Annotated in this window: 20 protein-coding genes and 1 tRNA gene; 13 read left to right on the top strand and 8 right to left on the bottom strand. The window is 38.7% G+C overall.

Annotated features, from left to right (window positions below; all coding sequences use genetic code 11):
* The 11 genes from AC2SLL_RS02000 (at position 1) to ispD (ending at position 15,030) form a co-directional block, all read left to right on the top strand.
* A complete protein-coding gene (locus AC2SLL_RS02000; protein ID WP_486530004.1) occupies positions 1-2,187 on the top strand; it encodes a malate synthase G in 2,187 nt (728 codons plus the stop codon).
* A 422-nt stretch (positions 2,188-2,609) separates the two neighbouring features.
* Positions 2,610-3,653, top strand: coding sequence for a porin (locus AC2SLL_RS01995; RefSeq protein ID WP_486530003.1), 1,044 nt, complete (start codon positions 2,610-2,612; stop codon positions 3,651-3,653).
* Between the two features lie 444 nt (positions 3,654-4,097).
* Positions 4,098-5,156 carry a porin gene (locus tag AC2SLL_RS01990; RefSeq protein ID WP_486530002.1) on the top strand — a complete coding sequence of 353 codons (1,059 nt, stop codon included), beginning with the start codon at positions 4,098-4,100 and terminating at the stop codon, positions 5,154-5,156.
* 190 nt (positions 5,157-5,346) lie between these two features.
* Positions 5,347-6,978 (top strand): CTP synthase, encoded by a 1,632-nt coding sequence (pyrG, locus tag AC2SLL_RS01985; RefSeq protein WP_486530001.1) that lies wholly within the window; start codon positions 5,347-5,349, stop codon positions 6,976-6,978.
* A 295-nt stretch (positions 6,979-7,273) separates the two neighbouring features.
* Positions 7,274-8,134, top strand: a complete 861-nt coding sequence (gene kdsA, locus AC2SLL_RS01980) for a 3-deoxy-8-phosphooctulonate synthase (protein ID WP_486530000.1) — start codon at positions 7,274-7,276, stop codon at positions 8,132-8,134.
* A gap of 141 nt (positions 8,135-8,275) precedes the next feature.
* Positions 8,276-8,527 carry a heavy-metal-associated domain-containing protein gene (locus AC2SLL_RS01975; protein ID WP_486529999.1) on the top strand — a complete coding sequence of 84 codons (252 nt, stop codon included), beginning with the start codon at positions 8,276-8,278 and terminating at the stop codon, positions 8,525-8,527.
* Between the two features lie 132 nt (positions 8,528-8,659).
* Positions 8,660-8,884, top strand: coding sequence for a heavy-metal-associated domain-containing protein (locus AC2SLL_RS01970; RefSeq protein ID WP_486529998.1), 225 nt, complete (start codon positions 8,660-8,662; stop codon positions 8,882-8,884).
* Between the two features lie 346 nt (positions 8,885-9,230).
* Positions 9,231-11,540, top strand: coding sequence for a heavy metal translocating P-type ATPase (locus AC2SLL_RS01965; protein ID WP_486529997.1), 2,310 nt, complete (start codon positions 9,231-9,233; stop codon positions 11,538-11,540).
* Between the two features lie 285 nt (positions 11,541-11,825).
* Positions 11,826-13,142, top strand: coding sequence for a phosphopyruvate hydratase (eno, locus tag AC2SLL_RS01960; RefSeq protein ID WP_486529996.1), 1,317 nt, complete (start codon positions 11,826-11,828; stop codon positions 13,140-13,142).
* A gap of 359 nt (positions 13,143-13,501) precedes the next feature.
* Positions 13,502-13,855 carry an FtsB family cell division protein gene (locus AC2SLL_RS01955; RefSeq protein WP_486529995.1) on the top strand — a complete coding sequence of 118 codons (354 nt, stop codon included), beginning with the start codon at positions 13,502-13,504 and terminating at the stop codon, positions 13,853-13,855.
* Between the two features lie 389 nt (positions 13,856-14,244).
* Positions 14,245-15,030, top strand: a complete 786-nt coding sequence (gene ispD / locus AC2SLL_RS01950; protein ID WP_486529994.1) for a 2-C-methyl-D-erythritol 4-phosphate cytidylyltransferase — start codon at positions 14,245-14,247, stop codon at positions 15,028-15,030.
* A gap of 301 nt (positions 15,031-15,331) precedes the next feature.
* Here the strand turns inward: ispD and AC2SLL_RS01945 are convergent.
* The 4 genes from AC2SLL_RS01945 to pyrC all read right to left on the bottom strand — a co-directional run bounded on the left by AC2SLL_RS01945 (position 15,332) and on the right by pyrC (position 18,056).
* Positions 15,332-15,407 (bottom strand) — tRNA-Glu (locus tag AC2SLL_RS01945).
* Between the two features lie 101 nt (positions 15,408-15,508).
* Entirely contained in the window at positions 15,509-15,715 is a 207-nt protein-coding gene (locus AC2SLL_RS01940; RefSeq protein ID WP_486529993.1) for a hypothetical protein, read from the bottom strand.
* Between the two features lie 269 nt (positions 15,716-15,984).
* Entirely contained in the window at positions 15,985-16,623 is a 639-nt protein-coding gene (gene rnt, locus AC2SLL_RS01935) for a ribonuclease T (protein WP_486530174.1), read from the bottom strand.
* A 323-nt stretch (positions 16,624-16,946) separates the two neighbouring features.
* Positions 16,947-18,056, bottom strand: a complete 1,110-nt coding sequence (gene pyrC, locus AC2SLL_RS01930; protein WP_486529992.1) for a dihydroorotase — start codon at positions 18,054-18,056, stop codon at positions 16,947-16,949.
* 398 nt (positions 18,057-18,454) lie between these two features.
* Here pyrC and AC2SLL_RS01925 point away from each other — a divergent pair, with 398 nt between their 5' ends.
* A complete protein-coding gene (locus AC2SLL_RS01925; protein ID WP_486529991.1) occupies positions 18,455-19,693 on the top strand; it encodes an argininosuccinate synthase in 1,239 nt (412 codons plus the stop codon).
* Between the two features lie 94 nt (positions 19,694-19,787).
* Here the strand turns inward: AC2SLL_RS01925 and accC are convergent, their stop codons facing one another.
* The 4 genes from accC to AC2SLL_RS01905 all read right to left on the bottom strand — a co-directional run bounded on the left by accC (position 19,788) and on the right by AC2SLL_RS01905 (position 24,380).
* Positions 19,788-21,137 carry an acetyl-CoA carboxylase biotin carboxylase subunit gene (gene accC / locus AC2SLL_RS01920; RefSeq protein WP_486529990.1) on the bottom strand — a complete coding sequence of 450 codons (1,350 nt, stop codon included), beginning with the start codon at positions 21,135-21,137 and terminating at the stop codon, positions 19,788-19,790.
* A 15-nt stretch (positions 21,138-21,152) separates the two neighbouring features.
* Complete coding sequence (accB, locus tag AC2SLL_RS01915) at positions 21,153-21,572, bottom strand: acetyl-CoA carboxylase biotin carboxyl carrier protein (RefSeq protein ID WP_486529989.1); 420 nt, start codon at positions 21,570-21,572, stop codon at positions 21,153-21,155.
* A gap of 171 nt (positions 21,573-21,743) precedes the next feature.
* Positions 21,744-23,105: an MATE family efflux transporter gene (locus AC2SLL_RS01910; protein WP_486529988.1), complete on the bottom strand. Its 1,362-nt coding sequence runs from the start codon at positions 23,103-23,105 to the stop codon at positions 21,744-21,746.
* 240 nt (positions 23,106-23,345) lie between these two features.
* Positions 23,346-24,380, bottom strand: coding sequence for a hypothetical protein (locus tag AC2SLL_RS01905; protein ID WP_486529987.1), 1,035 nt, complete (start codon positions 24,378-24,380; stop codon positions 23,346-23,348).
* A 412-nt stretch (positions 24,381-24,792) separates the two neighbouring features.
* On the opposite strand from AC2SLL_RS01905, the gene hemW reads away from it, so the two are divergent.
* Positions 24,793-26,052 (top strand): radical SAM family heme chaperone HemW, encoded by a 1,260-nt coding sequence (gene hemW / locus AC2SLL_RS01900; protein WP_486529986.1) that lies wholly within the window; start codon positions 24,793-24,795, stop codon positions 26,050-26,052.
* Positions 26,053-26,061: the final 9 nt, after the last annotated feature.

The following is a 26,061-nucleotide window of genomic DNA, read 5'->3' as shown; positions in this document are numbered from 1 at the left end:
ATGAACAACAACCGTATTCAAAAAGGCATATTAGCCATTGATAACCAATTATATACCTTCATCGAGAATGAAGTATTGCCATGTGTTAGTGTGGATTCAGAAACGTACTGGACTAATTTTGCTGATATCGTTAAGAAATTTACGCCACGTAATAAAGAGTTATTGGCTAAACGTGATGAACTTCAAGCTAAGATTGACCAATGGCATTTAGATAATCCTGCTAAGAATGGTGAAATTGATTATCCAAAATATAAGCAATTTTTGCAGGAAATTGGCTATTTATTACCAGAAGGTGATGACTTTGAAGTATCTACTGAGAATGTGGATGCTGAAATTGCCTCTACGCCAGGCCCTCAACTGGTAGTACCTGTGCGTAATGCACGCTATGCCTTAAATGCAGCTAATGCCCGTTGGGGTAGTTTGTATGATGCCCTTTATGGTACGGATATGATTGATACCGCTGATGGTAAGGATAAAGGTAGCAGTTATAATCCTAAACGTGGTGCTGAAGTAGTGGCCTATGCCAAAGGGTTTTTAGACGAGCATTTTGGTTTAGAGCAGGGTAGTTATACCGATGTAACCGGTTTTAGTGTTGAAGATGGTGTCCTTAAATTGGCACAAGGTGATAGTACAACATCTTTGAAAAATAACTCACAATTTGCAGGTTATGTAGGTAAAGCGTCAAGCCCAACAGGTATCTTGCTTAAGAACAATAACCTGCATGTTGAAATTCAAATTGATGCCAGTCATCCAGTAGGTCAAGATGATCCTGCCCATATCAAAGATGTGTTAATGGAATCAGCGATTACCGCCATTCAGGATAATGAAGATTCGGTAGCTGCTGTAGATGCAGAAGAAAAAGTAGAAGCCTATCGTAACTGGTTCGGTCTAATGAATGGCGACCTAACTGAGACTTTTTATAAAGGCGACAAAAAATTAACCCGTCAGCTGAACCCAGATCGTGAATATACTAAGCCTGATGGCGGTAAACTTGTATTGCCAGGTCGTGCCTTGCTATTAACCCGTAACGTGGGTCATTTAATGCAGAATCCAGCTATTTTAGTGGACTTAGGCAATGGTGAAGAGCAAATCTTTGAAGGCATAATGGATGCGCTTATCACACCTTTATTGACCCTTAACGATATCAAGGGTAATAATGAACGCTCAAACTCACGTACGGGTTCTATGTATATCGTGAAGCCTAAGATGCATGGCCCTGAAGAAGTCAAGTTTGCAGATGATCTATTTGCAGCCGTGGAAGATGCGCTGAGCTTACCAAGAAACACGCTTAAAATTGGTATTATGGATGAAGAGCGTCGTACTACTATTAACCTGAAAGAATCTATTCGTCAGGCCAAAGAGCGTGTTATCTTTATTAATACGGGCTTCTTAGATCGTACGGGTGACGAAATTCATACCAGTATGAATGCTGGGCCATTTGTACGCAAAGGCGATATGAAGTCTCAAGCATGGCAACCTGCTTACGAGCAATGGAACGTAGATATTGGTATTGAAACGGGTCTTATTGGTCGTGCTCAAATTGGTAAAGGTATGTGGGCAAAACCTGATGAAATGAAAGAGATGGTAGAGACGAAAGCCAATCATCCGAAGGCAGGTGCGACCACAGCATGGGTACCTTCACCAACTGGCGCAACCTTACACAGCATTCATTATCATCAAGTGAATGTACAAGAGGTACAAGAAAGCTTTAAAAGCCGCGAACGTGCAAGCCTTGATGATATTCTAACGATACCGTTAGCCAAAGACACTAACTGGACGGAGGAAGAGAAGCGTCAAGAGCTTGAGAACAATGCGCAAGGTATCTTAGGTTATGTAGTCCGCTGGGTTGATCAAGGGGTAGGCTGTTCTAAAGTGCCAGATATCAATAACGTAGGACTTATGGAAGATAGGGCGACACTGCGTATCTCAAGTCAACATATTGCCAACTGGTTGCATCACGGTGTGGTAACTGAAGAGCAAGTTATACAAGCCTTGGAAAAAATGGCTAAAGTGGTTGATGAGCAAAATAAAGGCGATTCAAACTATATTCCAATGGCGGGTAACTTTGACAACTCTATTGCCTTCCAAGCGGCTAAAGATCTAATCTTTAAAGGTCGTCAACAGCCAAGTGGTTATACTGAACCTTTACTTCATGAAGCCCGTTTGAAGTTAAAGTCACAACACTAACAATAAGTTATTCGCTTAACTAGATAATAACTTTCCTATTGTATGATAAATCCTGCTAAATATTTAATTTAGCAGGATTTTTTTTGAATATTAATTATTTGTCAACATATGTTTGTTAAAATATCATAATTATTTGTTGCAAAATATTTCAAATTTGTTATTCTAATTCTAGAGTATGGTTCTAATGACTACGTTTCGTATAGTTTTGGTACTCTATTAATATAATATGTAAGAGTAAAGCTATTGATAGGTTTTTGGTTTCAATGGAATAATTCCGAGCATTTGTAGATTAATTCCATACTAATATTCAACCCAGTTCCTCTGGCAGAAACATTTTTAGTATGTTTCTTAGAAGAAATTAAAGTCAGGCTGCTAGTTACCAAATTAGCCACCATTCAAATTGTAAAATGGAGATTTACACAATGAAGAAATTACTTTTAGCATCTACAATTGCTGCTTTATCAGTTTCAGCTGCACACGCTGCCCCAACTGTATACGGTAAAGCCTTTGTTACTATGGATTATGTTGACGCTGAAAATAATGCAGATCAAGACTCTGACTCTGTACAGATTAATTCTAATTACTCTCGCCTAGGCTTTAAAGGTTCTGAAGCTATGACTGAGAATACAGATGTCATTTATCAATTAGAGTATCAAGTTGATATTGATAATGATGACGGTGGTTCTGGCGTTGCATTTAAAAATCGTGATACCTATCTGGGTGTAAAAAATGACAGTTTTGGTCAGCTACGCTTCGGTCATCAGCATTCAACGTTACAACACATTAACAATGCCCTGATTGGTAAGGGCTATTGGGATAGAGGTTTTACCATGATGGCAGATAGCCGCCGTATTAGAAACTCTGTACTTTGGTTATCCCCTAAGTATAATAATGTACCAGTACAGTTTTTTGCTATGTATGGTGCAGATGAAAGTTTTGTAGATGATAGTGGCGACCGTAATAACGGTTATGGTTTAGCAGCTATGTATGACCAAGGAACAGGGTTTACAGCAGGTCTAGCATATGATAAGGATTTAAACATTAATACTGAAGTTGCGACGGGAGTAGACCCACTCACTAATGAGCCATTAACTGAATTCTCAGGTGCTGAAATCATTCGTGGTACTGCAACTTATGACATGAGCCAAATGGCAGGTATGCCTCTTAAACTTGGTGGCTTATATCAAGTCGCGGATTATGACCATACTGACGAAGACGAAAAGGCTTTTTCTGTTAGTGCAACAATGGGTTTATCTAACTTTGCAAAACCTGCAACTGTATATGCTCAGTATATTGGTACTACAGACTTTAAAGGTCAAAAAGGCATTGATGGAAATCAGATAATTGTAGGCGGTACTTATAAATACCAGCCAAATATGATTATGCATGCTTATGCTGGTAACGAAGATATTGATGGTCTTAATGAAACGACGACAATTGGTGGTGGTTTAGAATATTTATTTTAGTTTAAACAATAGATTTAGTGTAAAAAACTCACTCTAATAGAGTGAGTTTTTTTATGGTTATCAGCGTGGTTTTAAAGTAGTTTGGCTATTATGCAAAGAGCCAGTAGACCTTTGATAGTTAATTTATGTTGGTGTAAAGAAATGAATTAAAAAGTATTCTTAGATATTTGTAAGTTGATATTTATATCATAATCAATTAAGATGAGCGAGTTAGAAAAATGATGTTACAAAATAACAGGCTATTAATTAAGCATAGGGCTTTTATTTATAAAGTTTCTATCTTTTCACAACTCTGTAATAATTTGTTGTCAAACTAACATCAAATCTGGTATCTAAATTAATTAAGTGTTTCGTAATGAAGTTCTTGATATTTAGATAATTAAAAATGGGCGTTAGCTTGCTAGGGCAGCCCATAACTAAAATTGTAAAGTGGAGATATACCCCATGAAAAAACTACTTTTAGCATCAGCCATTGCTGCTCTATCTGTATCTGCTGCTAACGCTGCACCAACTGTGTATGGTAAAGCGTTTATGACTGCTGATTACGTTAATGGTGAGTTTGAAAGCAACAATAGCAACTATGAATCAGATACGAATTCAGTTCAAATTAACTCTAACTCTTCACGTATTGGTTTTAAAGGCTCTGAGCCCATGACGGCTAATACTGATGTTATTTATCAGTTAGAATATGGCATTGACATCGATAATGACTCTGGTACAGCATTTAAAAACCGTGATACTTATCTTGGTGTGAAAAACAAAAGTTTCGGTGAGTTCCGTGCGGGTCATAACCAATCTACATTAGATAAAATTAATAACGTGGTGGTTAACGCTGGTTATTGGGACAACCTAGGTGGCAACAAACTTGAAGAGAACGAAGAATTATCTGCATTAAATATGTCTGATAGTGGTCGTATTAAAAACTCTATTTTGTGGACAGCACCAAAATATGAAGGTCTTCCACTCGAGTTTTATGCTATGTATGGTGCAGATGAAAGCTTTGTTGAAGACAGCGATGACCGTAATAATGGTTTTGGTGCTGCTTTAATGTTTGATCAAGGTACTGGCTTTACTGCTGGCTTAGCTTATGATAATGACTTGAATGTCGATGGTGACATTATTCGTGGTACCGTTTCAGTAGACCTATCTAAAGTATCTGGTACTAACATGCCATTAACACTTGGTGGTTTATATCAAGAAGCTGACATCGATGATCGAGACGAAAAAGAAAAAGGTTTTGTAGTAAGCGCTGAAATGGGTCTACAGAACTTCACAAAACCTGCTTCTATCTATACTCAGTACAACAACACATCAAATTTAGATGGTGTTAAAGATGCAGATTCTGATCAAATCGTTGTGGGTGGTAAATACTACTATCAGAAAAACATGATCATGCATGCGTATGCTGGTGTGAACAGTGCTGATGATGTACCGTTTGGCGATAATATAACAGGTGATGCTGATGTATTCGCTATCGGTGGTGGTCTAGAATACAAATTCTAAATTAAACATTAGAATTTGATTCCAAAAAACCCACTCTTCGGAGTGGGTTTTTTTGTGTGAAGTAAAGTTTTAAAATCTTTAACAAGCTATCAAACTTTTACTTATTATCACTAAACCCTATAAATTTTGCCCTAAATTTAGTAAAATCTATTTTTACCAACTGGCGACTGCCACATTAAGATAAAAAATTATGACTAAATTTATATTTGTGACCGGTGGGGTTGTGTCCTCATTAGGTAAAGGTATTACTGCTGCATCGCTTGCAGCTATTTTAGAAGCACGTGGTCTTAAAATAACCATGACCAAAATGGATCCATATATTAATGTTGATCCTGGTACCATGAGTCCTTTCCAGCATGGTGAAGTCTTTGTTACCGAAGATGGGGCAGAAACAGATTTAGATTTAGGCTATTACGAGCGGTTTTTACGTCATTCTAAAATGAGCAAAACTAATAACTTTACCAGTGGTCGTATCTATCAAACAGTTCTCAATAAAGAGCGGCGTGGTGATTACTTAGGGGGTACCGTTCAGGTAATTCCGCATATTACTGATGAAATTAAGCATCGAATCCGTGCCAGTGGTATAGGCTACGATATTGCTATTATTGAAATTGGTGGTACGGTTGGTGATATCGAGTCACTCCCGTTTATGGAAGCGGTTCGTCAGATGCAGGTAGAACTTGGGCGGAATAAAGCCATGCTAATGCATTTAACTCTGGTACCCTATATCTCCAGTGCTGGTGAAACTAAGACAAAACCAACCCAGCATTCTGTTAAAGAATTACGTTCCATTGGCTTGCAGCCAGATGTATTAATTTTGCGATCTGAGCATACTATTAGTCAAGATAACCGTCGTAAAATTGCCTTGTTTACTAACGTAGAAGAGCGTGCGGTCATTATGTGTCAGGATGCTGATACCATCTATCAGATACCACGCGCACTTTATGAACAAGATTTGGATGACATTATTTGTGAACGGTTTGCTATACAAGTGCCTGAGGCTGATCTATCTGACTGGGATGAAGTTGTTGAGTCTTTATTAAATAGCGAAGGCGAAGTGACCATTGCAATAGTTGGCAAATATGTTGAGTTGCCTGATGCCTATAAATCCATCAATGAGGCATTACTTCATGCCGGTATTGCTCATAAAACTGACGTTAAAATTGATTATGTCGATGCTGAGGTGTTAGAGAGTGATGATACTTTGCTTGAGCAACTCAAAAAAGCGGACGGTATTCTTGTTCCTGGTGGGTTTGGCGAACGTGGTAAGCTTGGAAAAATGAAGGCGATTACCTATGCTCGTCTTAACAAAGTACCGTACCTTGGTATTTGTTTGGGTATGCAGTTGGCCGTTATTGAGTTTGCAAAAAATGTTATTGGTTTAGAGGCTGATTCAACGGAATTTAATCGCAAAGTTGCTCATCCAATCGTTGGTTTAATTACTGAATGGTTAGATGAGCGTGGCGAATTGCAAATACGCAGCGATGAGTCAGATTTAGGGGGGACCATGCGCTTAGGGAGTCAAAAAGCCGAATTAGTTGAAGGCTCTAAGCTAAATCACATCTACGGATCAAAAACCATTTCTGAGCGTCATCGTCATCGCTATGAAGTCAATAATCGTTTTATTGACGATTTAGAGTCAGGTGGCATGCTAATATCAGGGTACTCTGCTAAACAACACTTAGTAGAAGCCGTTGAAATTCCAGAGCATCCATGGTTTATTGCAGTTCAGTTCCATCCAGAGTTTACCAGTTCGCCTCGTGAGGGGCATCCGCTATTTTCAAGCTTTGTTAAGGCAGCGATTGATAATTCAAAAGTCTGAGTAGCTAAAATAACTTTAATACATCAATACCTAAATTAAGATGTATAAATTAGAAGGAGGTTGGGATTATTTCCAATCTCTTTTTTATTTTATATTTATACCTATATAATATAGGGGTATAGCTCAGATGCATTTAAATCCTTATTTATAACTTATTCAACTATATTATTCTATAAGTTAGGTTTCTGTTTATTAGCTTAGATGTTAAGATCCATATCTAATAATATATTACTACTGTAAAACTTAAAGAATATCGTGTTTTCCCTATATTTAAACTCATAAAAAAGAGTGATTTATGACCGAATTAACTAAAGCGCAGTCTCATATCGAATTAAAGGGTATCCAAATTGGTAATGATAAACCATTCGTATTATTTGGTGGAATGAACGTTCTTGAATCAAAAGAGATGGCGTTTGATATTGCGAAAAGCTATATCGATATTTGCGATCGTTTAGGTATTGGCTATGTATTTAAAGCCAGTTTTGATAAGGCAAACCGCTCAAGTTTAAACTCATACCGTGGCCCTGGACTTGAGAAGGGTGTAGATTGGCTTGGACAAATAAAAGAGAAGTTTAATGTCCCCATTATTACTGACGTACATGAACCTTATCAAGCTGAACCTGTCGCAGAGGTTGCCGATATTATTCAGCTACCTGCTTTCTTAAGTCGTCAAACTGACTTAGTAAATGCAATGGCTAAAACTGGCGCTATTATAAATATAAAAAAAGCACAATTTCTGGCCCCGCATGAGATGCGTCATATTATCAATAAGTGTTTAGAAGCTGGTAACGATAAGCTTATTTTGTGTGAGCGCGGGACATCTTTTGGTTACAATAACCTAATAGTAGATATGCTTGGGTTTGATACCATGAAAAGTATGGATGTACCTGTGTTTTTTGACGTTACTCATAGTTTGCAGCAACCAGGTGCACGTAGTGATAGTGCTGGTGGGCGCCGTGAGCAAATAAGTACTTTGGCTCGATCAGGTATGGCAACGGGCATCGCTGGACTGTTTTTAGAAGCGCACCCAGATCCTGATAAGGCAAAATGCGATGGACCATGTGCATTAAGATTATCTCAACTCGAACCATTTCTATCACAGTTAAAACAAATTGATGAATTAGTTAAAGGGTTCAAAGCCCTTGACACACATTAGCTTTGTATCTATATCAAGGGCTTGTCTGCATATTAGAAGCAGTATTAAATAGGGTGTAAAATTAAATAGGGTGTAAATCAGGCATACTGTATCAACTTAATTTAAATGGTTGAGTAATAAACAAAGTCAAGGGGCGGGAGTATGTCAATTCAAATTGCTAAATTTTGCATAAATAATATAAATGATACTAACGGTCTGGATAGCTTAACAACAGCTTTAAAAAATATCGATGGTGTGACTTCGATAGAGTTAAATTCAGCAAGCCATTTTGGTGTGGTGCATTATGATGACACAAAAACATCATTTTATGCCATCAAGGCGGCTTTGAATACAGTCGATTATATTACTCAGCCATTTCCGGAAGATGCACCTCAAAACCCAAATAACCTGTAAAGTTTGTTAGGGCTAATATTTCTTTTTATATTTCATTCAGTTGCAATCTAGCTTCTAGATGGTTAATCAAAGTGCAAACAAAATGACAAGTATATTCATATTATAGACTACATATATAACGAGGAGATAACTATGGCTTTTGAAACTCGTATAATTGACATATCTGGTATGACTTGCGCTGGCTGTGTCAAAAGTGTACACAGTGCAGTCACTCCCTTAGAGGGGGTACAAAGTATCGATGTAAATCTTGATGATAATCTTGCAACGGTAACTTTTGACAAAGCTAGAGTTAGTTTAGAAACTATTACGCAAGCAATTAAAGATGCTGGATTTGATACGAGTGTACAAAACAGCTAAGTATTTCATGCAACTGATCCAATAATATGTGCGGCTAGGCTAGGTACTCATTTTAATTTTCAATAATAGAGGTATGTTTTGGTTGCATGATGGGTTTTAGTTAGTCGTCTTAGCAATTCTTATTCGCATCTTTGCCTTAGGGTGTATACTTTAAGGTTGACCTATAAAAGCCAGCTCTATGCTGGTTTTCTTGTTGATTGGCTTATTTATTAACCAGAATTTTGGTTTATTTAGTTAAATAGGTGTCGAATGACATTAATTGTCCTATGGAAAATCCCGCCTCGTATCCCCATAACATTTTTATCACTGCTATTTTTTTCATTTTATCGTAAAAATTGGTAATCCTATGTCCAATCTAGAGTCTACTCATCGTAGTATAAATACTGAGGCTAACCCCCCGGTTAAATTGGAGAAAACGCAATTCCAAGTTGAAGGTATGTCTTGTCAAGCCTGCGCAACTCGAATCGAAAAAGTATTGAACAAAAAGCCGGCTATTGAGTCGGCAAGTGTGAGCTTTGCAGGCGAAACATTAAATGTATCTTATGATCCGGTAAAAACTAATGTAGACCAGATTAGTGAGTGGGTAGATAAAACAGGTTTTAAAGTCCTACCCATACTTAAGAATGATATGCCAAAATCACAGCCGATGGCTAGAGATTGGCGTTTAATTCTAATTTGGATATGTTTAATACCTTTATTGATTGGCATGATAGGCATGCTAGTAGGTCAAGGTATGAACTGGATGCCACCTGTTTGGTTACAGTTTGTTTTGGCAACCTTAGTACAGTTTGGTTTGGCTGGCCCTTTTTATCGTAGTGCATGGGCTTCTATAAAAGGCGGGCTAGCCAATATGGATGTACTGGTAGTAATCGGTACGTTTACTATTTGGGCCTACTCAACTTTTATCTGGCTGCAAAGTTTAGGTGTAAATTTAGCAGATTCTAGGACTTTTGCGCTGAGCCTATCAGATATTGTTAGGCAGCAAGGCTTACATACTCCAGTATATTTTGAAGCGGGAGTAATGATTATTGCGTTTGTTAAGCTGGGCAAGTTTTTAGAGCATCGCACCAAGAAGCACAGTTTGAACAGCATTAATATGTTGCTTGAATTAACTCCGACCATTGTTGAAAGGATCGGGACTAATAATGACACATCTGACCCAAGTAACGTTAAACATGAGCAAAATAGGGTTGAGACTGTAGACTTAGCTGAGGTCAAAAAAGGCGATATTTTACGTGCCAAACAAGGGTCACGGATTGCTACTGATGGCGTTGTCATTTCAGGGGAAGGCTGGTGTGATGAAAGTCATTTAACTGGGGAGTCGGTTGCCGTTAGCAAAAACCCTGGTAAGGCGGTTTTAGCAGGTGCTATGGTAGAGAATGGAAGCCTTAATTATCGTGTGACTGCAACTGGTAGTGAAACCCAGCTAAGCGATATGGTTAAAGCCTTAAGTGAGGCTCAAGGGAGTAAAGCGGACTTAGCTAGACTGGCCGATAAAGTAGCCGCAGTGTTTGTGCCAGTGGTCGTAACTATTGCTTTAATGACCTTTGGCTTAACGTGGTGGTTAACAGGTAGTATTGATAGAGCCATATTACATGCAGTTTCGGTATTGGTTATTGCTTGTCCTTGCGCACTCGGTTTAGCGACACCAGCCGCCATTATGGGTGGTATGGGGGTGGCCGCTCGTCATGGAGTGTGGTTTAAAGATGCTCAAAGCTTAGAAGTTGCTGGTAGTGTTGATACTGTGGTTTTTGACAAAACTGGCACTTTAACCAAGGGTAAACCACATATCGTGGATAAGATGATGGTTAATAAGTCCATTAAGAGTGATGATGTATTACAACTAGCAGCTAGCGTTGAAGCTCATGTAAGCCACCCTCTAGCTACAGCAATTGTGAATGCATCACAAGCTAAAGGTGTTAAACTGCTGCAGGCAAATGATGTTGATGTCGTCGCAGGTATGGGGGTAAAAGCTAATATTGTTGGCTTTGGAGAGGTCAAAGTTGGTACTGCCGAATTTGTCGGTTTGACTCTACCGAAGCAGTTGTCAAAGGTATGGCAAGTTGCTAGCACTATTGCAGTAAGCGTTGATGGGTTACCCTTGGGTATGTTTGCGCTTGCAGATGAGTTGAAAGAAGAAAGTCCACAGGTAATGGAAGCATTGAAAAAAAAGGGCTTAGAAGTCGTACTTCTCAGTGGTGACAAATCTTCTGTTGTTGCTCATGTGGCTGATGAATTAAATCTTTCGACTGCACAGGGTCATTTGAAACCGCGTGATAAAGCGCAGTGGATTGAAGCGCATCAAGCAGTAGGTCATAAAGTTGCTATGGTGGGTGATGGGGTTAATGATGCACCTGCTATGGCAACTGCGTATGCAAGCTTCGCCATGTTAGATGGTACGGAGGTGGCCAAGCATAGCGCCTCTGCTCGATTAATGGGCCATTCAATCATGCAGGTAAATTCGGGGATTGATATTGCCCAAGCTACCGTTCGTAACATTAAACAAAACCTTTTTTTCGCCTTTATTTATAATTGCCTCGGCATTCCTCTAGCAGCATTTGGTTTTTTAAACCCAATGATTGCAGCAGCGGCAATGGCATTAAGTTCAATTTCAGTATTAATGAATGCGTTACGTTTAACGCGATATAAAGTATAATAACTTAGGTTTTAACCCTTAGGGTTCAGTAACAATTGCTTGTTGACCGGCTTAGCAATCCAAGAGTTTGCAATTTTGTGCTATGATTATCCCATTTATTCAATTCAAAAAGGTATGTTAAAAATACTGACATACTTATATCCGTTCCTGAGACTCAGTTTTTATGGTACTTGCTTATTATAATTGCTAATTTAGCACAAAGGTGTGTGATTGATATTACACAGTCGGCTTAACACTTAAACTTTATTTTACATAATTATTTATACAAAGAGGCTTGTAGACGCTATGTACGCAGAAGAAACCAATAACGCAACTGAAATTAAAGATATTCGTGCCCGCGAGATTCTAGACTCTCGGGGTAACCCAACTATTGAAGCGGATGTTCTTCTGGCTGATGGTTCAATGGGTCGTGCCGCAGCTCCTAGTGGTGCTTCTACGGGTTCTCGTGAGGCTTTAGAATTACGTGATGGCGATAAGTCACGTTATATGGGTAAAGGAGTAAAGAAAGCAGTTGCTAATGTTAATAGTCAAATCAGATCTGCTTTAATTGAAAAAGATGCTACCGATCAACAAGCGATTGATGATGCGTTAATCCAATTAGATGGTACCCAAAACAAAGATAAATTAGGCGCCAATGCCATGTTGGCTGTTTCTTTAGCAACTGCAAAGGCAGCCGCTATATCACAAGATACCTTATTACATCAATATATTGCTAAGCTTCGCAACCAAACCTCATTGACGATGCCTGTGCCTATGATGAATATCTTAAACGGCGGCGAGCATGCTGACAATACTGTTGATATTCAAGAGTTTATGATTGAGCCTACCGGTTTTAGTAGCTTTTCTGAAGCGCTACGTGCAGGTGTTGAAATTTTCCATAGCTTAAAATCAGTATTAAAGTCTCAAGGCTTTAATACCGCCGTTGGTGATGAAGGTGGTTTTGCACCCAACCTGCGCAGTAATGAAGAAGCCATTACCGTTATTTTGCAAGCTATTGAGCAGACTGGCTATCAAGCTGGTAAAGACATCCATTTAGCCTTAGACTGCGCGGCTAGTGAGTTCTACAAAAATGGTCAATACATTTTAGCTGGCGAAGGTAACAAGTCGTTTGATAGCCAAGGCTTCTCTGACTATCTGGTTAAACTAACCGAACAGTATCCAATTATCTCAATTGAAGATGGCTTAGATGAGTCAGACTGGGATGGATGGGCGTATCTAACCGGTAAAATAGGCGATAAAGTTCAGCTAGTAGGTGATGATTTATTTGTGACTAACCCTGCTATTCTGCAAGAAGGTATCGATAAGAAAATTGCAAATGCAATTTTGATTAAGTTTAATCAGATTGGCACTTTATCTGAAACGTTAGATGCCATTTATCTTGCTAAGAAAAACGGCTATGCGACAGTTATCTCACACCGCTCTGGTGAGACAGAAGATAGCACCATTGCTGATTTAGCGGTTGGAACAGCTGCAGGTCAAATTAAGACGGGTTCACTTTGTCGTTCTGACCGTGTGGCTAAATATAATCAGTTGCTTCGTATCGAACAGCAGGTTCGTGCGAGCTATCGTGGTAGTGAAGAGTTTATCGGTTTACGCGGTTAATTCATTACTATTAGTATAAATGACGTTGAAGCTTGTACGCGATAACTTCTTAGCTCAATTAAGGGCAATTTATGAGTTATTTAATTTCAGTATCACTGAATTAATACCATACCCAAACATTAGATTAGCCACAAAAATGGGTAGAAATACTACAAATATTAGGTGCTGCAAGTTTAATTTTGGGTAAAGGTATATATAACATCACTTAGTACTCTAGTATAGTCAGCGAACTACTAAACGGTTACGGCGTTAACCTCGTTAAGCCTACTCCAGTAGTACTTGCACTCGGTTGCCTTGTAACCATTTTAGACTTCTTTAACTATATCATTAGAGTGAAGCGAACCTTAACAAGTAATCTTATGAAATATTTTAGTCAGTTCATGTTGTTTTTGATTGCCGTATCAGTTTTACTGGGCCTACAATATCAGTATTGGCTTGGTAATAATGGGCGCTCTAGCCTTGAGAGATTAGATGCTGAAATACAGGCTCAACGTCAAAAAAATGAGCAACAAGTAGACTATAATAAAATTTTACGTGCAGATGTACATGATTTAAAAACTGGACTAGAAGCAGTTGAAGAGCATGCTCGTTTAGATTTAGGTTTGATAAAACCTAATGAGACCTTTGTACAGCTTTCCACTGCGCCTGTTACGCACACTTCGCTGAATAGCACACCTATTAATCTTGAAGATGTTGTCGAGAGTGTGCCATAGATAATAGATAAGTGTGCCATAAATAGTAGTATAGATTTTGAAGAATATTTGTTTAACAGCTACTTGGTAGCTTTTATTCCCTTGGGATATGAGATGCTAAACTTTTATTTCATGCTACTTTGCCTCAACCAAGCTTCAAATAGTCAAAGAAATGTAATCTCGATATAAGGTAACCGAGTGAAAATACAATAATTTTAGGCTAAACAAGGTTTACACAGTAGCGTAGTGATTTATAAGTTTGCCGACTATAGCTATACTCTTATACTATGACTATATACATGCTCCCTAAATGACCTTTCTAACTATACCTCCTAACTACTTCTTTTAATGACCTTCAATAAGTGTGTTTATCGCCTGACTAAAACCTAACTAATAAGTGATTGCTTAAGATGTCCTATAAATCAAAAGACTCTCAGCTCAAGAATGCTTATACTGATACCAATGATTTATCCATTAAAAGTCAGCCATCTATTCATGCCCTGATTGTTGCTGCGGGCAAGGGCAGTCGTTTTGGTTCTAAGATAGCGAAGCAGTACACTACTATTAATGGTAAGACAGTTCTTCAGCATAGTGTACATGCCTTATCTCTAAGCGCTCATATTAACAACGTGGTTATTGTGATTGCTGACGGGGATAAGGTTGCCCCAAAGTTAATGTTTAGTTTGCCAACTCAGTATGCTGTGGGAGGTACTGAGCGGTGGGAATCGGTTCAATCTGGAGTGGATGCTATAGTTGCTGGTGGGGGGCAACCCGATGATTTAGTATTAATTCATGATGCTGCTAGACCTTGCGTAGTTAAAGAGCATATTGATGCCGTAATAGAGGCGGCCAGCCGGACACAGTATGGTGCGATTTTAGGTGTACCAGTTTCTGATACGCTTAAGCGGGTAGATTCTGATAAGCCTGAAAGTGAATCTAGTGAGCTACCAACGATAATCAATACGGTTGATCGTAGTAATTTATGGCAGGCTCAAACCCCACAAGTTTTCAGGTTAGGTGTTTTAAACAAAGTCTTATCTCAAGTGGCTGCAAGAGGCTTAACTATTACTGATGAAGCCAACGCATTTGAAGCAATGGGTTATGCCATCAAAATAGTGAAAGGTAGCCAACAGAATATCAAGCTAACATACGCTGAAGATTTAGCCCTTATTAAAATGATTATGGCATCGAAATAATACCCTATCCTAAAAAATAAATCAGCGTCAGTATACTGAGTAGATAACTATTTGCAGGATTTGCAGCCTTTTTATATTCTATTTAACTTATTAAATTTGTTTGCTATTAATTCTTCTCTTCTATAAAGGTTTTTAAGTCTCTCGTTAGCAATAGCTTAAACTTCTAGACTTAATGTGATATATGACTTAATAAGCAATAAAAAACCCAAGTTCAATAAAGAACTCGGGTTTCTATATATTTTAAAAACATATGATAACGATATAGAACTGCTATATCGTTACTCAGATAACACAGAATATGTGGTATCCCGTAGGGGATTCGAACCCCTGTTACCGCCGTGAAAGGGCAGTGTCCTAGGCCTCTAGACGAACGGGACACAGACTACCTCGACTGCTTTCACCATTAATGCCGAAGTGGTGCGTATTCTAAAGGTAAGTAGTAGGTCTGTCAAGAAGTTTTATAAAATATTTTATAAGACTACTGCTTATTTAAATATAAACAATGTCGGAACTCTAACTCTTTGAATAGGCTAAGAGTATATATAGAGTTTTTTAGCTCACATTGTGGGTATTGTTTGGGTTTTTTTAAGTGATGACGAATCCAAAGAGTCGTTATACTACTAAGTGTCAAAACAAGCAGTATATATCCACCAATAGTTGCCCAAATAGCGTATTGTGTTTGCATAGAACCTCCCTTTTCTAATTTATTTCCTAAAATACAAAGCCGTATTACACATGTTTAATATAATGGCTTTATAGGCTTGGACATTAAAAGAATGAACTTTATAAGAATAAATCTTAGAAAAACGTATCCATTTAAACGAATATAGATAACACTATCAAAGTCTTATATTTATAGGCGGTGGGGACATCCATGCTAAGGGTTATATGATTAAATTTAATGCCTAGTTTTAGTGTTTAGTTTTAATGTCGATTAAAGATTAAAATAAGATATTAGTCGCTAGTATTGCTTAACAATACATCAGTTTGCTCTGGCTGTAAAGAGTTGGTCAGCATAGGGTAATTATTAAGGATAAAACAAAATAATTCTGCTGTTTTCTTTGTATCATAAAGCGCTGAATGGGCTTCACTGCCATCAAACTCAATACCAGCAGCCTTACATGCTCGAGCTAGGACTGTTTGCCCAAAAGCTAATGCAGAAAAGCTTACCGTATCGAGGACTGAAAATTTGTGAAATGCGGTATGGTTTTTACTATTTGTGCGCTCAATAGCAGCATTTAGAAATGCCAAATCGAAGTGGGCATTATGACCCACTAAAATGCATTGGCGACATCCATGTTCTTTTCTTACCGTTTTGAGCTCTTTAAAGATACGTCGTAACGCTGGCTTTTCCTGCTCAGCAATGGCTTTACGCATTGGGTTACTTGGATCAATGCCGGTAAAATCAAGTGCTCTTTGCTCCAGATTAGCCCCTTCAAAAGGTTCAATATGGGCATTCAAAGCTTCCCCTTGAATAAATTTTCCATTTTCATCCATAATAATGGGGATACATGCTATCTCTAGCAGTGCATCTGTAGCGGCATTAAAACCGGCCGTCTCGACATCTACTACAACAGGCAAAAACTTACGCATTCTATCTGCAAGTCGCAAGCTGTTATTGTTGGTTTCAACATTAGTTGAATTACTAGATTTACTATCCAGAATTTCGCGTTCGACATCCAGTGGCAGTGAATCTTCTTCAACTGAACTCGCTCGAGAGGATGCATTAGTGCAGCGTCTTGGGTCATTCAAAGTGTTAGTAGAATTTGTTACCAACTTAGAGTGTTCGTTGCTTGCTTGATCTTCAGTCATAAAATAATAATCGCAAATTATGGTGTATATATTTTATAGTTCAACAAAATGACCGAGTGGTTTGCTATATTAAATAGTTCGATCACGAAGGGTAATACTATTCGTTAAGCGTGTTTAATGGACCACGCTAAGCTCTCACCTGCTAACAATGGTGTTAAAGAGCTTCCATCAAAGTATGGATAGCTTTTCGGAACGTCTATAGGTTGATTAACGAGAGTAATGAACGTTTCATTCAAGGGTAAACCATAAAATTGTGCGCCAAAACGACTCGCGAAACCTTCAAGCTTATCTATTTTACCAACACTATCGAACGCTGTGGCATAGAGCGGTAGTGCAATAGACGCAGAATAACATCCTGCACATCCACAAGCATTTTCCTTGGCATGAGTAGCATGGGGTGCAGAATCAGTTCCTAAAAAGAATTTAGGATTGCCACTGGTGGCCACGTCTAACAGTACTTCTTGGTGTTTTTGGCGCTTTAAAATAGGCAAGCAATAAAAGTGAGGCTTGATGCCTCCCACGAGTAGCTGATTGCGGTTAAATAATAGATGTTGGGGTGTGATTGTTGCAGCAACAAATTCATTTTGATCTATAACAAAATCAGCGGCATCACTGGTTGTAATATGTTCTAAAACAATTTTGAGTTCAGGGAACTTGTTAACTAAGTTAGTTAATACCTGATCAATAAACTGTTTTTCACGATCAAAAATATCGATATGTGCGTCAGTTGCCTCACCATGTATGAGCAGCGGTAAACCATACTTTTGTAAGGCATCTAAAACATCTGCACGGCTAGAAATATCAGTGACACCATCGGCTGAATTGGTAGTAGCGCCGGCTGGGTAGAGCTTCACTGCTTGAACAATACCAGAGTTTGCTGCAATTTTGATATCTTCAGGCGTTGTTTGATCCGTCATGTATAAGGTCATACGGGGGTCAAATGCCGATTTACGGCTTTCTACAATATTTGATGATTGCACTGCCTCTAAAATGCGAGACCTATATTGCGCCGCGTCTGCTGTATTTTTTACCGGAGGGACAAGGTTTGGCATGCAGATAACGCGATTAAAACTTATAGCTGCATGAGGAGCGGTGGTTAAAAGTGCTTCGCCATCACGTAAGTGAATATGCCAATCATCAGGCTGAATAATTGTAATTTCTTTGGCATTACTTTTACTGGCGTTTGATAAACTTTCTGCTGTATCCGTAGTCATAATCATCATTCATATATAGTAAGGTAAATATAGTTATCAATATCTTTTAAATTGATCATTCAAACAAATTATTAAAACTTGATAAGATATGTCTATGATAACAGGTTTTACGTTTTTATTTGATGAACAGAAGGTATCAAATGACATATAAGTTTGAATAAAAGAATCGTACAATCAGACGTATAACGGTAAATGACCTATATGATAAAAAAAAATAATGGCGCTAATATAGACGTTGTCTTTAGATAGTATGTTAAATAGTGTAATATAAAGGGTTAGGTCAAATATTTTACTAAGATTAAATGATTGATGAATCAGTTATAACTTATTTACAAGCTGGATCTGCTAGTTTATAAAAATTTATCAGTTGTCAGTGTTGCTCACTAAGGTAGGGAATTATGTCGATAGAAAATAAAGATAATATTAATAAAATTGTTTTAGCTTATTCAGGGGGGTTAGACACCTCAATTATTGCCCAGTGGCTGCAAGATACTTATGAAGCTGAGGTAATTACTTTTACTGCTGATATTGGTCAAGGTGAGGAAGTTGAACCTGCTCGTGCTAAAGCAAAAGCTATGGGTATTAAGCACATTCATATCGAGGATTTACGTGCAGAGTTTGCCCGTGATTATGTATTCCCAATGTTCCGTGCCAATGCAATATATGAAGGCGAATATTTGTTGGGCACTTCGATAGCTCGTCCGCTCATTGCCAAACGGTTGGTTGAGATCGCAAAAGAGCATGATGCGGATGCCATCAGTCATGGTGCGACGGGTAAGGGTAATGACCAAGTGCGTTTTGAGCTGGGTGCAATTGCGCTAGCGCCGGACATCAAAACCATAGCACCTTGGCGCGAGTGGGATCTCTCTAGCCGTGAAAGCTTAATGCAATATGCTAAAGAGCGTAATATCCCTATTGATTTCTCTAGCAATAAAAAGAAGTCTCCCTATTCCATGGATGCCAATTTATTGCACATCTCTTATGAGGGCGATATTTTAGAAGATCCTTATGTAGAAGCCGAGGATGACATGTGGCGTTGGTCGGTTAGCCCTGAGCAAGCTCCAGACCAGCCTGAATATATTCAGGTTGAGTATGAAAAGGGTGATATCGTAGCGGTTAACGGTAAGGTGCTAGAGCCATATGAAGTCATGATTAAGCTAAATGAATTGGGTGGCAAACATGGCATTGGACGATTAGATATCGTTGAAAACCGTTACGTAGGTATGAAGTCTCGTGGTTGTTATGAAACACCAGCGGGCACAATTATGATGAAAGCACATCGTGCTATTGAGTCTTTAACTTTAGATCGTGAAGCGGCGCATCTTAAAGATGAATTGATGCCACGCTATGCAAAAATTATTTATAATGGTTACTGGTTTAGTCCAGAACGCGAAATGCTTCAAGCTTTGATTGATAAATCTCAAGAGTATGTGAGTGGTACAGTACGTTTGAAACTTTATAAAGGCAGTGTTAGTGTGGTAGGACGTAAATCTCCTAACTCATTATTTGATGAAAAAATTGCTACTTTTGAAGATGATGCAGGAGCTTATGACCAAAAAGATGCTGAAGGATTTATTCGTCTTAATGGTTTGCGTCTTGCCATCGAAGCCAGCAAAGGTCGTGACTTATCAAAATGAAATAATTAATTATTGAAACTCATAAAAAAGCAGAAACCTTGGTTTCTGCTTTTTTATTATTAGCCTAATCATAGTGGTTAATAGAATAGCACCCTTATTTTTCTTTTGGTGCCAATAAGCACTTCTCAAGATAATGAATATTTTGCGGTTTTTCGACAAAAGCTTTATCTTGCAAGATGATATCACGATGTAATGGAATGTTCGATTTTATACCACTAATAATAAGTTCATCTAAAGCATGCACACTTTTAGCAATGGCTTGTTGGCGGGTTTGACCATGACAAATCATCTTACCGATTAGTGAATCGTAGTAAGAAGGAATTTCATATCCAGGATATAAATGTGAATCAAATCGCATACCCGCACCACTAGGGGCAAAATACTGAGTTACCACGCCAGGTGAAGGCATAAACGTTTTAGGATCTTCTGCATTAATACGGCATTCAATAGCATGTCCGTGTACATCAATTTCATCTTGACGATAGGATAAGCCATATCCAGAAGCAATCTTCAATTGTTCGACGACAATATCAATACCCGTTACCATCTCAGTTACCGGATGTTCAACTTGAACCCGAGTATTCATTTCAATAAAAAAATACTCATCATTTTCAAACAAGAATTCAAATGTGCCGGCACCTCGGTAGCCAATTTTTTCGCATGCAGTCACACAGGCTTGCAGGATAGGCTCACGCACATCGTCAGAAATATCGGCGGCTGGAGCTTCTTCTAGTACTTTTTGGTGGCGGCGCTGAATTGAGCAATCACGATCATATAAGTGAATCGCGTTTCCATTACCGTCGCCTAATACCTGAACTTCAATATGGCGCGGATTCTGTAAATAGCGTTCCATGTATACATTATCATCCCCAAACCACAGCTCTGCTTCCTGCTTAGCTGCCTGCACTTGTTGATTCAGCTGTTCAAAGTGTTCGACAATGCGCATGCCACGACCACCGCCACCAGCAGCAGCTTTGATGAGTAATGGGAAACCAATATTTTTCGCTTGTTCTTCGGCATTATCCAAGTTAACTGTTCCTACAGAGCCAGGAACTGTTGGGACACCTGCTTGTTTCATAGCATGAATGGCAGAAATCTTATTGCCCATCAAACGAATATGGTCAGGATGAGGTCCGACAAAGGTTAAACCGGCTTCCTCAACCTGCTCAGCAAATTCAGCATTTTCAGATAGAAAACCATATCCGGGATGAATAGCATCGGCACCACAAATTTCAGCAGCCGTCAAAATAGCATTGGTATTCAAATAGCTTTGGTTGGCATTTGGTTTGCCAATACAAACCGCTTCATCAACAAAGCGCAAGTGCATGAGTTCTTTATCAGCAGTAGAGTATACCCCGACGGTTTGGATGCCTAATTGTTTACAGGCACGAACGATGCGTAGGGCAATCTCTCCACGATTCGCAATTAGGAGTTTTTTTATCATTATGATGCCTGTTTATTAATTTTTATAGCGAACAATAGGTTGACCAAATTGAACAACATCACCGTTTTCGACCAAAATCTCATCGATGATGCCACTTTGTGTAGCTTCAAGTGGGTTCATGATTTTCATGGCTTCAATAATACCTAAAGTGTCTCCAGCTTTTACCTTTTGACCTGGTTTGACAAAAGGGGCATCATTAGGACTAGGTGCAACATAAAACACACCAACCATTGGGGAGGGCTCTACTGCACCCATGTTAACAGGTTTAGAGGGTGCAGATGGGGCAGTGGGTTGAGGTGCTGCCACCATTGAATGCACTGGAGTTTCATAATGTCGGGTTAAACTAATGCTATCGTCGTCTTTTTTTAATTCAAGTTTAACAAGGTCTTTTTCTTCCATTAGCTCAATGAGCTGGCGAATTTTATCAATTTCCATTTATATAATTTCCCATCTAAATAAGTGTCGCTAGAGATGTTTGTGTGAACAAGTGTACATATTATTGATATTGTAACAAACTTTATCGTAACTGATAACTGTAAAATGTAATTTTTATAGATAAATTCAAACAATTATCATTTTTTAAATACACAAAGTGTCAGTGTGATGCTAAATTTCTAGTACTTTTCGTTGTCGATGGTTTAACCGTAAGGTTAGTAACACTGATGATAAAAACAAACCGGTTACCAGCGCTATCCAAAACCCTTTTGCTCCCGTTTCGGTATAGCGAACGAGATAAGTTCCGAGTGGTAGAGCGACTCCCCAGTAACATAATAAAGTAATCCACATAGGTACTTGAGTGTCCTGCATGCCCCGCAAAATACCTGCGATATTAACTTGCCAGCCATCAAACAATTGATAACCTATCGCAAACAATAAGAGTCCCATTGCTTGAATTTTTACCTCAGAATTTACAGTAAATGCGCTTGCCAGTTGCGAGCGAAATAGTGCAATACTAATCATACAAACGAGCGCAATGAGTACTGTCCAAATTAGGCCGGTACGTTGAACTTGCTGTAGTGCAAGCCAGTTTTTCTCTCCATATCGATTGGATACCATGATGGTAAGCCCCATGGAAATAGACAGCGGAATCATGAAAAGTTGAGAGGTTACTGCTAATGCAACTTGATGTGAGGCTACGGCAATCTCTCCCAATGGGCTTATGACCAATGACGCCAAGCTAAATAAGCTGGCTTCAAAAAAGATGGCAATGCCAATGGGTAGACCCAATCTAAAAATTTTCTTAATTTGTTGTCGATTAGGGCGTGCAAAATTATAAAAGAAGCGCGTTTTTTCAAATGAGCTATCTTTAGAGAAATAGAGATAGGCACCGAGCAAAATGACATTTATCCATAGTACGCCAGCGGTTGCATACCCACATCCTGCACCGCCCATAGCAGGCATACCAAACTTGCCGAAAATAAAAATATAATTCATCGGAATGTTTGCTAAAAGACCAATAAAGCTAATAATCGTAACGGGTATTGGTCTCTGTAGGGCCTCACAATAGCTGCGTAGAACTGCGTAACAGGCCATGGCAGGAAAGCCCCAAGCGATGCCATGTAGGTATGCGGTTGCTTTGGGTTGGATGTTTTCAGGCACACCTAAAGCCCCTAATATATTAGGACTTAAATTAACCAGTATAAAACCGACGATGCCAATGGCGAAAGATGCCCATAAAGATTGTTGGGTAATATGGGGCACGTGATGGTGATTGTCTTGCCCAACTTTTTCGCCAATTAAGGGGGTTGTGGCTATTAATATCCCTGTTGCTAGTAAAAACAGAGGCATCCATACACCAGACCCAATAGAGACGGCGGCAAGGTCAAGTGCGGAAACTTTACCAGCCATAACGGCATCAACCACACCCAGTGCCGCTTGGCAAAACTGAGTAATTAAAATAGGAAGTACAAGGACTGTTAAGCGTTTACTGTGCTGTTTGAAGTCAGAGAAAGTTAAATTAGGTAGCATATTTCAACTTTTTAAAAAGCGCTTTAATTTAATAAGTGCTTTAATTTAATGAGCTATAGTTAGGTTTGAAAAAACTGCCGCTTAATGCAGGAACATTTTGAGACGCTCAATTATCAGGGTTTTAAATGACTATACCGTTTGGTGTCATTTTAAGGCGGTTGAAAAATAAAACAACCTGCCTATACGGCAGGCCATGTTTACACTCAATTTACTTCACTCATTACTGTGTTTGTGTATCCATCATTTAGCATCTGGTAAATCAGCAATGGTAGACTCAAAACCGATTAAACGATTACTACTATCAAATACTTGGATGACAAACGCATAGTTAGTAGGGTCAGTAGTCATCATTGGATTAAACACGTTAGTGTCACTTCCTTGGATGACCTGGTTAACCACATAACCATTCGCACCAGTTTCAGCTTTGTTCACATTGATTTGGCTGATTAGAGTTAAGTGGGCATTTAAAGGTGCGGACCAGTTTAACTGTTTTGTTGTTCCAATACCGCTTAGTTTTACATCTAAATCACCACGTTTAAAATCAAGTGGATATGCTGCGAAATTTGAGCGCTGAGATAAAGTGTAAGTAACCGTACAGTTATATTTACCAGAAGACAGCTCTTTACCTCCTAACCCATCTTGGTACTCAAATGATCCTGTCCAAGGCTTACCCTCAATTTTATCATTAAATTTACCGCTGAAGGTTGATAAGATATTCGGTGTAGCAATATCTAAGTCTCTAATATATTTAACATCTAAAAACTCTGGTGTATCTAGACTGCCAGACAGTTTTCCTGTAAAAAAGTTATCTACTTTAATTGCTGAATCAGTAGACAAAGTTGTGTTGTTTTGACATTTGGCTTGTTGATAGCTGATATGCCCATCAACACTGCCTGCGGCATGCTCACTTATGTCAAAATAAACAGCGCCAATATCTATATCACTGTTATTGCCATCCTCTAGTTCGACAAAATGTCCTGCGTATAATCCACCCTTACCCCCTTCTGGGGTAATTTTATCGAGAAATTTATCTAAAGTTTCATCAGCATTTTCAGGTAAAAAAATCGATTCTAAAATGGTTGCCATATCTTTCTCAGCAGGGCTCAGTTTATCTTCGACTCTCGCGTATTCGTCTTTGACATCATCTTCAATACGATCATATTCTTCTTTGACTTTACTAGTAACCTCATCAGAATCGCTACCGCCACAGGCTGTTATAATAATAGCTGTGACTAAAATAGTCGTTAATGCACACAGTTTTTTTATGTGTTTCATTGCGTTAAGTCCTCATGAGTTTTTGACAAAAATAAGCAAGTGTATTGTTAATTAAGTGTATTGTTTATCAAAAACCATATTCAAATAGCTCATCAGTTATATGTACGCGTATATTGCTTGTTGCCTACGTTTCTCTATTTTAGAGCGTTATATTTTTATAAGATGTAGTGAGGTTAAATGACATTAAATATATTTCGACTTTAATGAATCAACAAAGCTTTAATACAGCATTTAATAATGCGTTGAGCAAATATTAAACACGACCTAGCCACAGGTCGTAGTATGATATTAACAATAGAGCACAGTATAATAAGTCACGTGCCACTTTTAAATGAGACTATTACCTTAAAAATGAGCGTAAAAACGTCATGACTATAACATCATCTGCCTTTTAGCATAAGACCTTAAGTATATGTCCTCTTTGATTAATATTCCCAAAATACCTCTTACCTTATACATTCACATACCTTGGTGTATTAAAAAATGCCCTTATTGTGACTTTAACTCACACACATTGCCGGAAAGTGACGGCAATAAAACGAAAATTTTTGGTCGAACTGAGCCTAATACTGATTATTTTTCAGATTATGTGACGGCTCTTATCGCTGATGTTGACTCGCAATTACCCTTTATTCAAAATCGTCAAATATCTTCTATCTTCATTGGTGGCGGCACACCCTCTTTGCTACCCATCGTTCAGTACAAGCGACTTTTTAAGCATTTACGTGAGGTTTTACCATTTGCTGATGGTATGGAAGTTACTATGGAGGCCAATCCAGGCACACTAGAACACGCCCCTTTTTCAGAATATTTGGAGGTTGGTATCAACAGGCTGTCACTTGGTGTGCAAAGTTTTGCTGATAGCAAACTTAAAGCTTTAGGACGAATCCATGATGCCAATCAAGCGATTGTGGCAGCAAGGTCAGCGCGAGAAGCAGGATTCAAGCGAATTAATATAGATTTGATGCATGGTTTACCACAACAGACGCTAGAAGATGCATTAAAGGATATTAAACTAGCAAGCCATGCTGGAGCAACGCATATATCATGGTATCAGCTCACAATCGAACCGAATACTGTGTTTTATCGAAAGAAACCAGTATTACCAGACGATGAAAAACTAGGCGAAATTGAAGAGCAGGGGAGCGCGCTTCTTAAAAGTCTGGGATACAATAACTATGAAGTTTCAGCATGGGTTAATGAAAGTTTTGAGCACAAAGACCAACCTTGTCATCACAATGTGAACTATTGGCGGTTTGGCGATTATATGGCCATTGGCGCGGGCGCACATGGCAAAATAACCATAGATAACAACTGGCAAGTCAATACAAAGTTTGACTCAGAAACACAGCTAAGAGAAGGGATATACCGTTTTAGTAAATCAAGATTACCCAATGATTATATGAGCTATGACAATTATCCCAAATATGTCAGCTTGACCGCTGTGACTGATGAAGCGCTCACTGGGGAATTTATGCTAAATGCGCTACGCTTAACTCAAGGCGTACCCGTTGGATTGTTCAGTGAGCGAACTGGCCTTCACGAAGATACAATTTTACCGATACTTGATAAGCTGCGTGATAGAGGGTTATTAGTTAATAACCTCGAGATCATACAACCGACAGAATTAGGACGTCGATATCTAAACACAGTATTAGGATATTTTATTTAACGCGTTAAC

This window comes from Psychrobacter sp. CX97 (genome assembly GCF_057396285.1).
The sequence above is the reverse complement of the archived record's forward strand: the minus strand, read 5'-3'. Positions and strand labels throughout refer to the sequence as shown.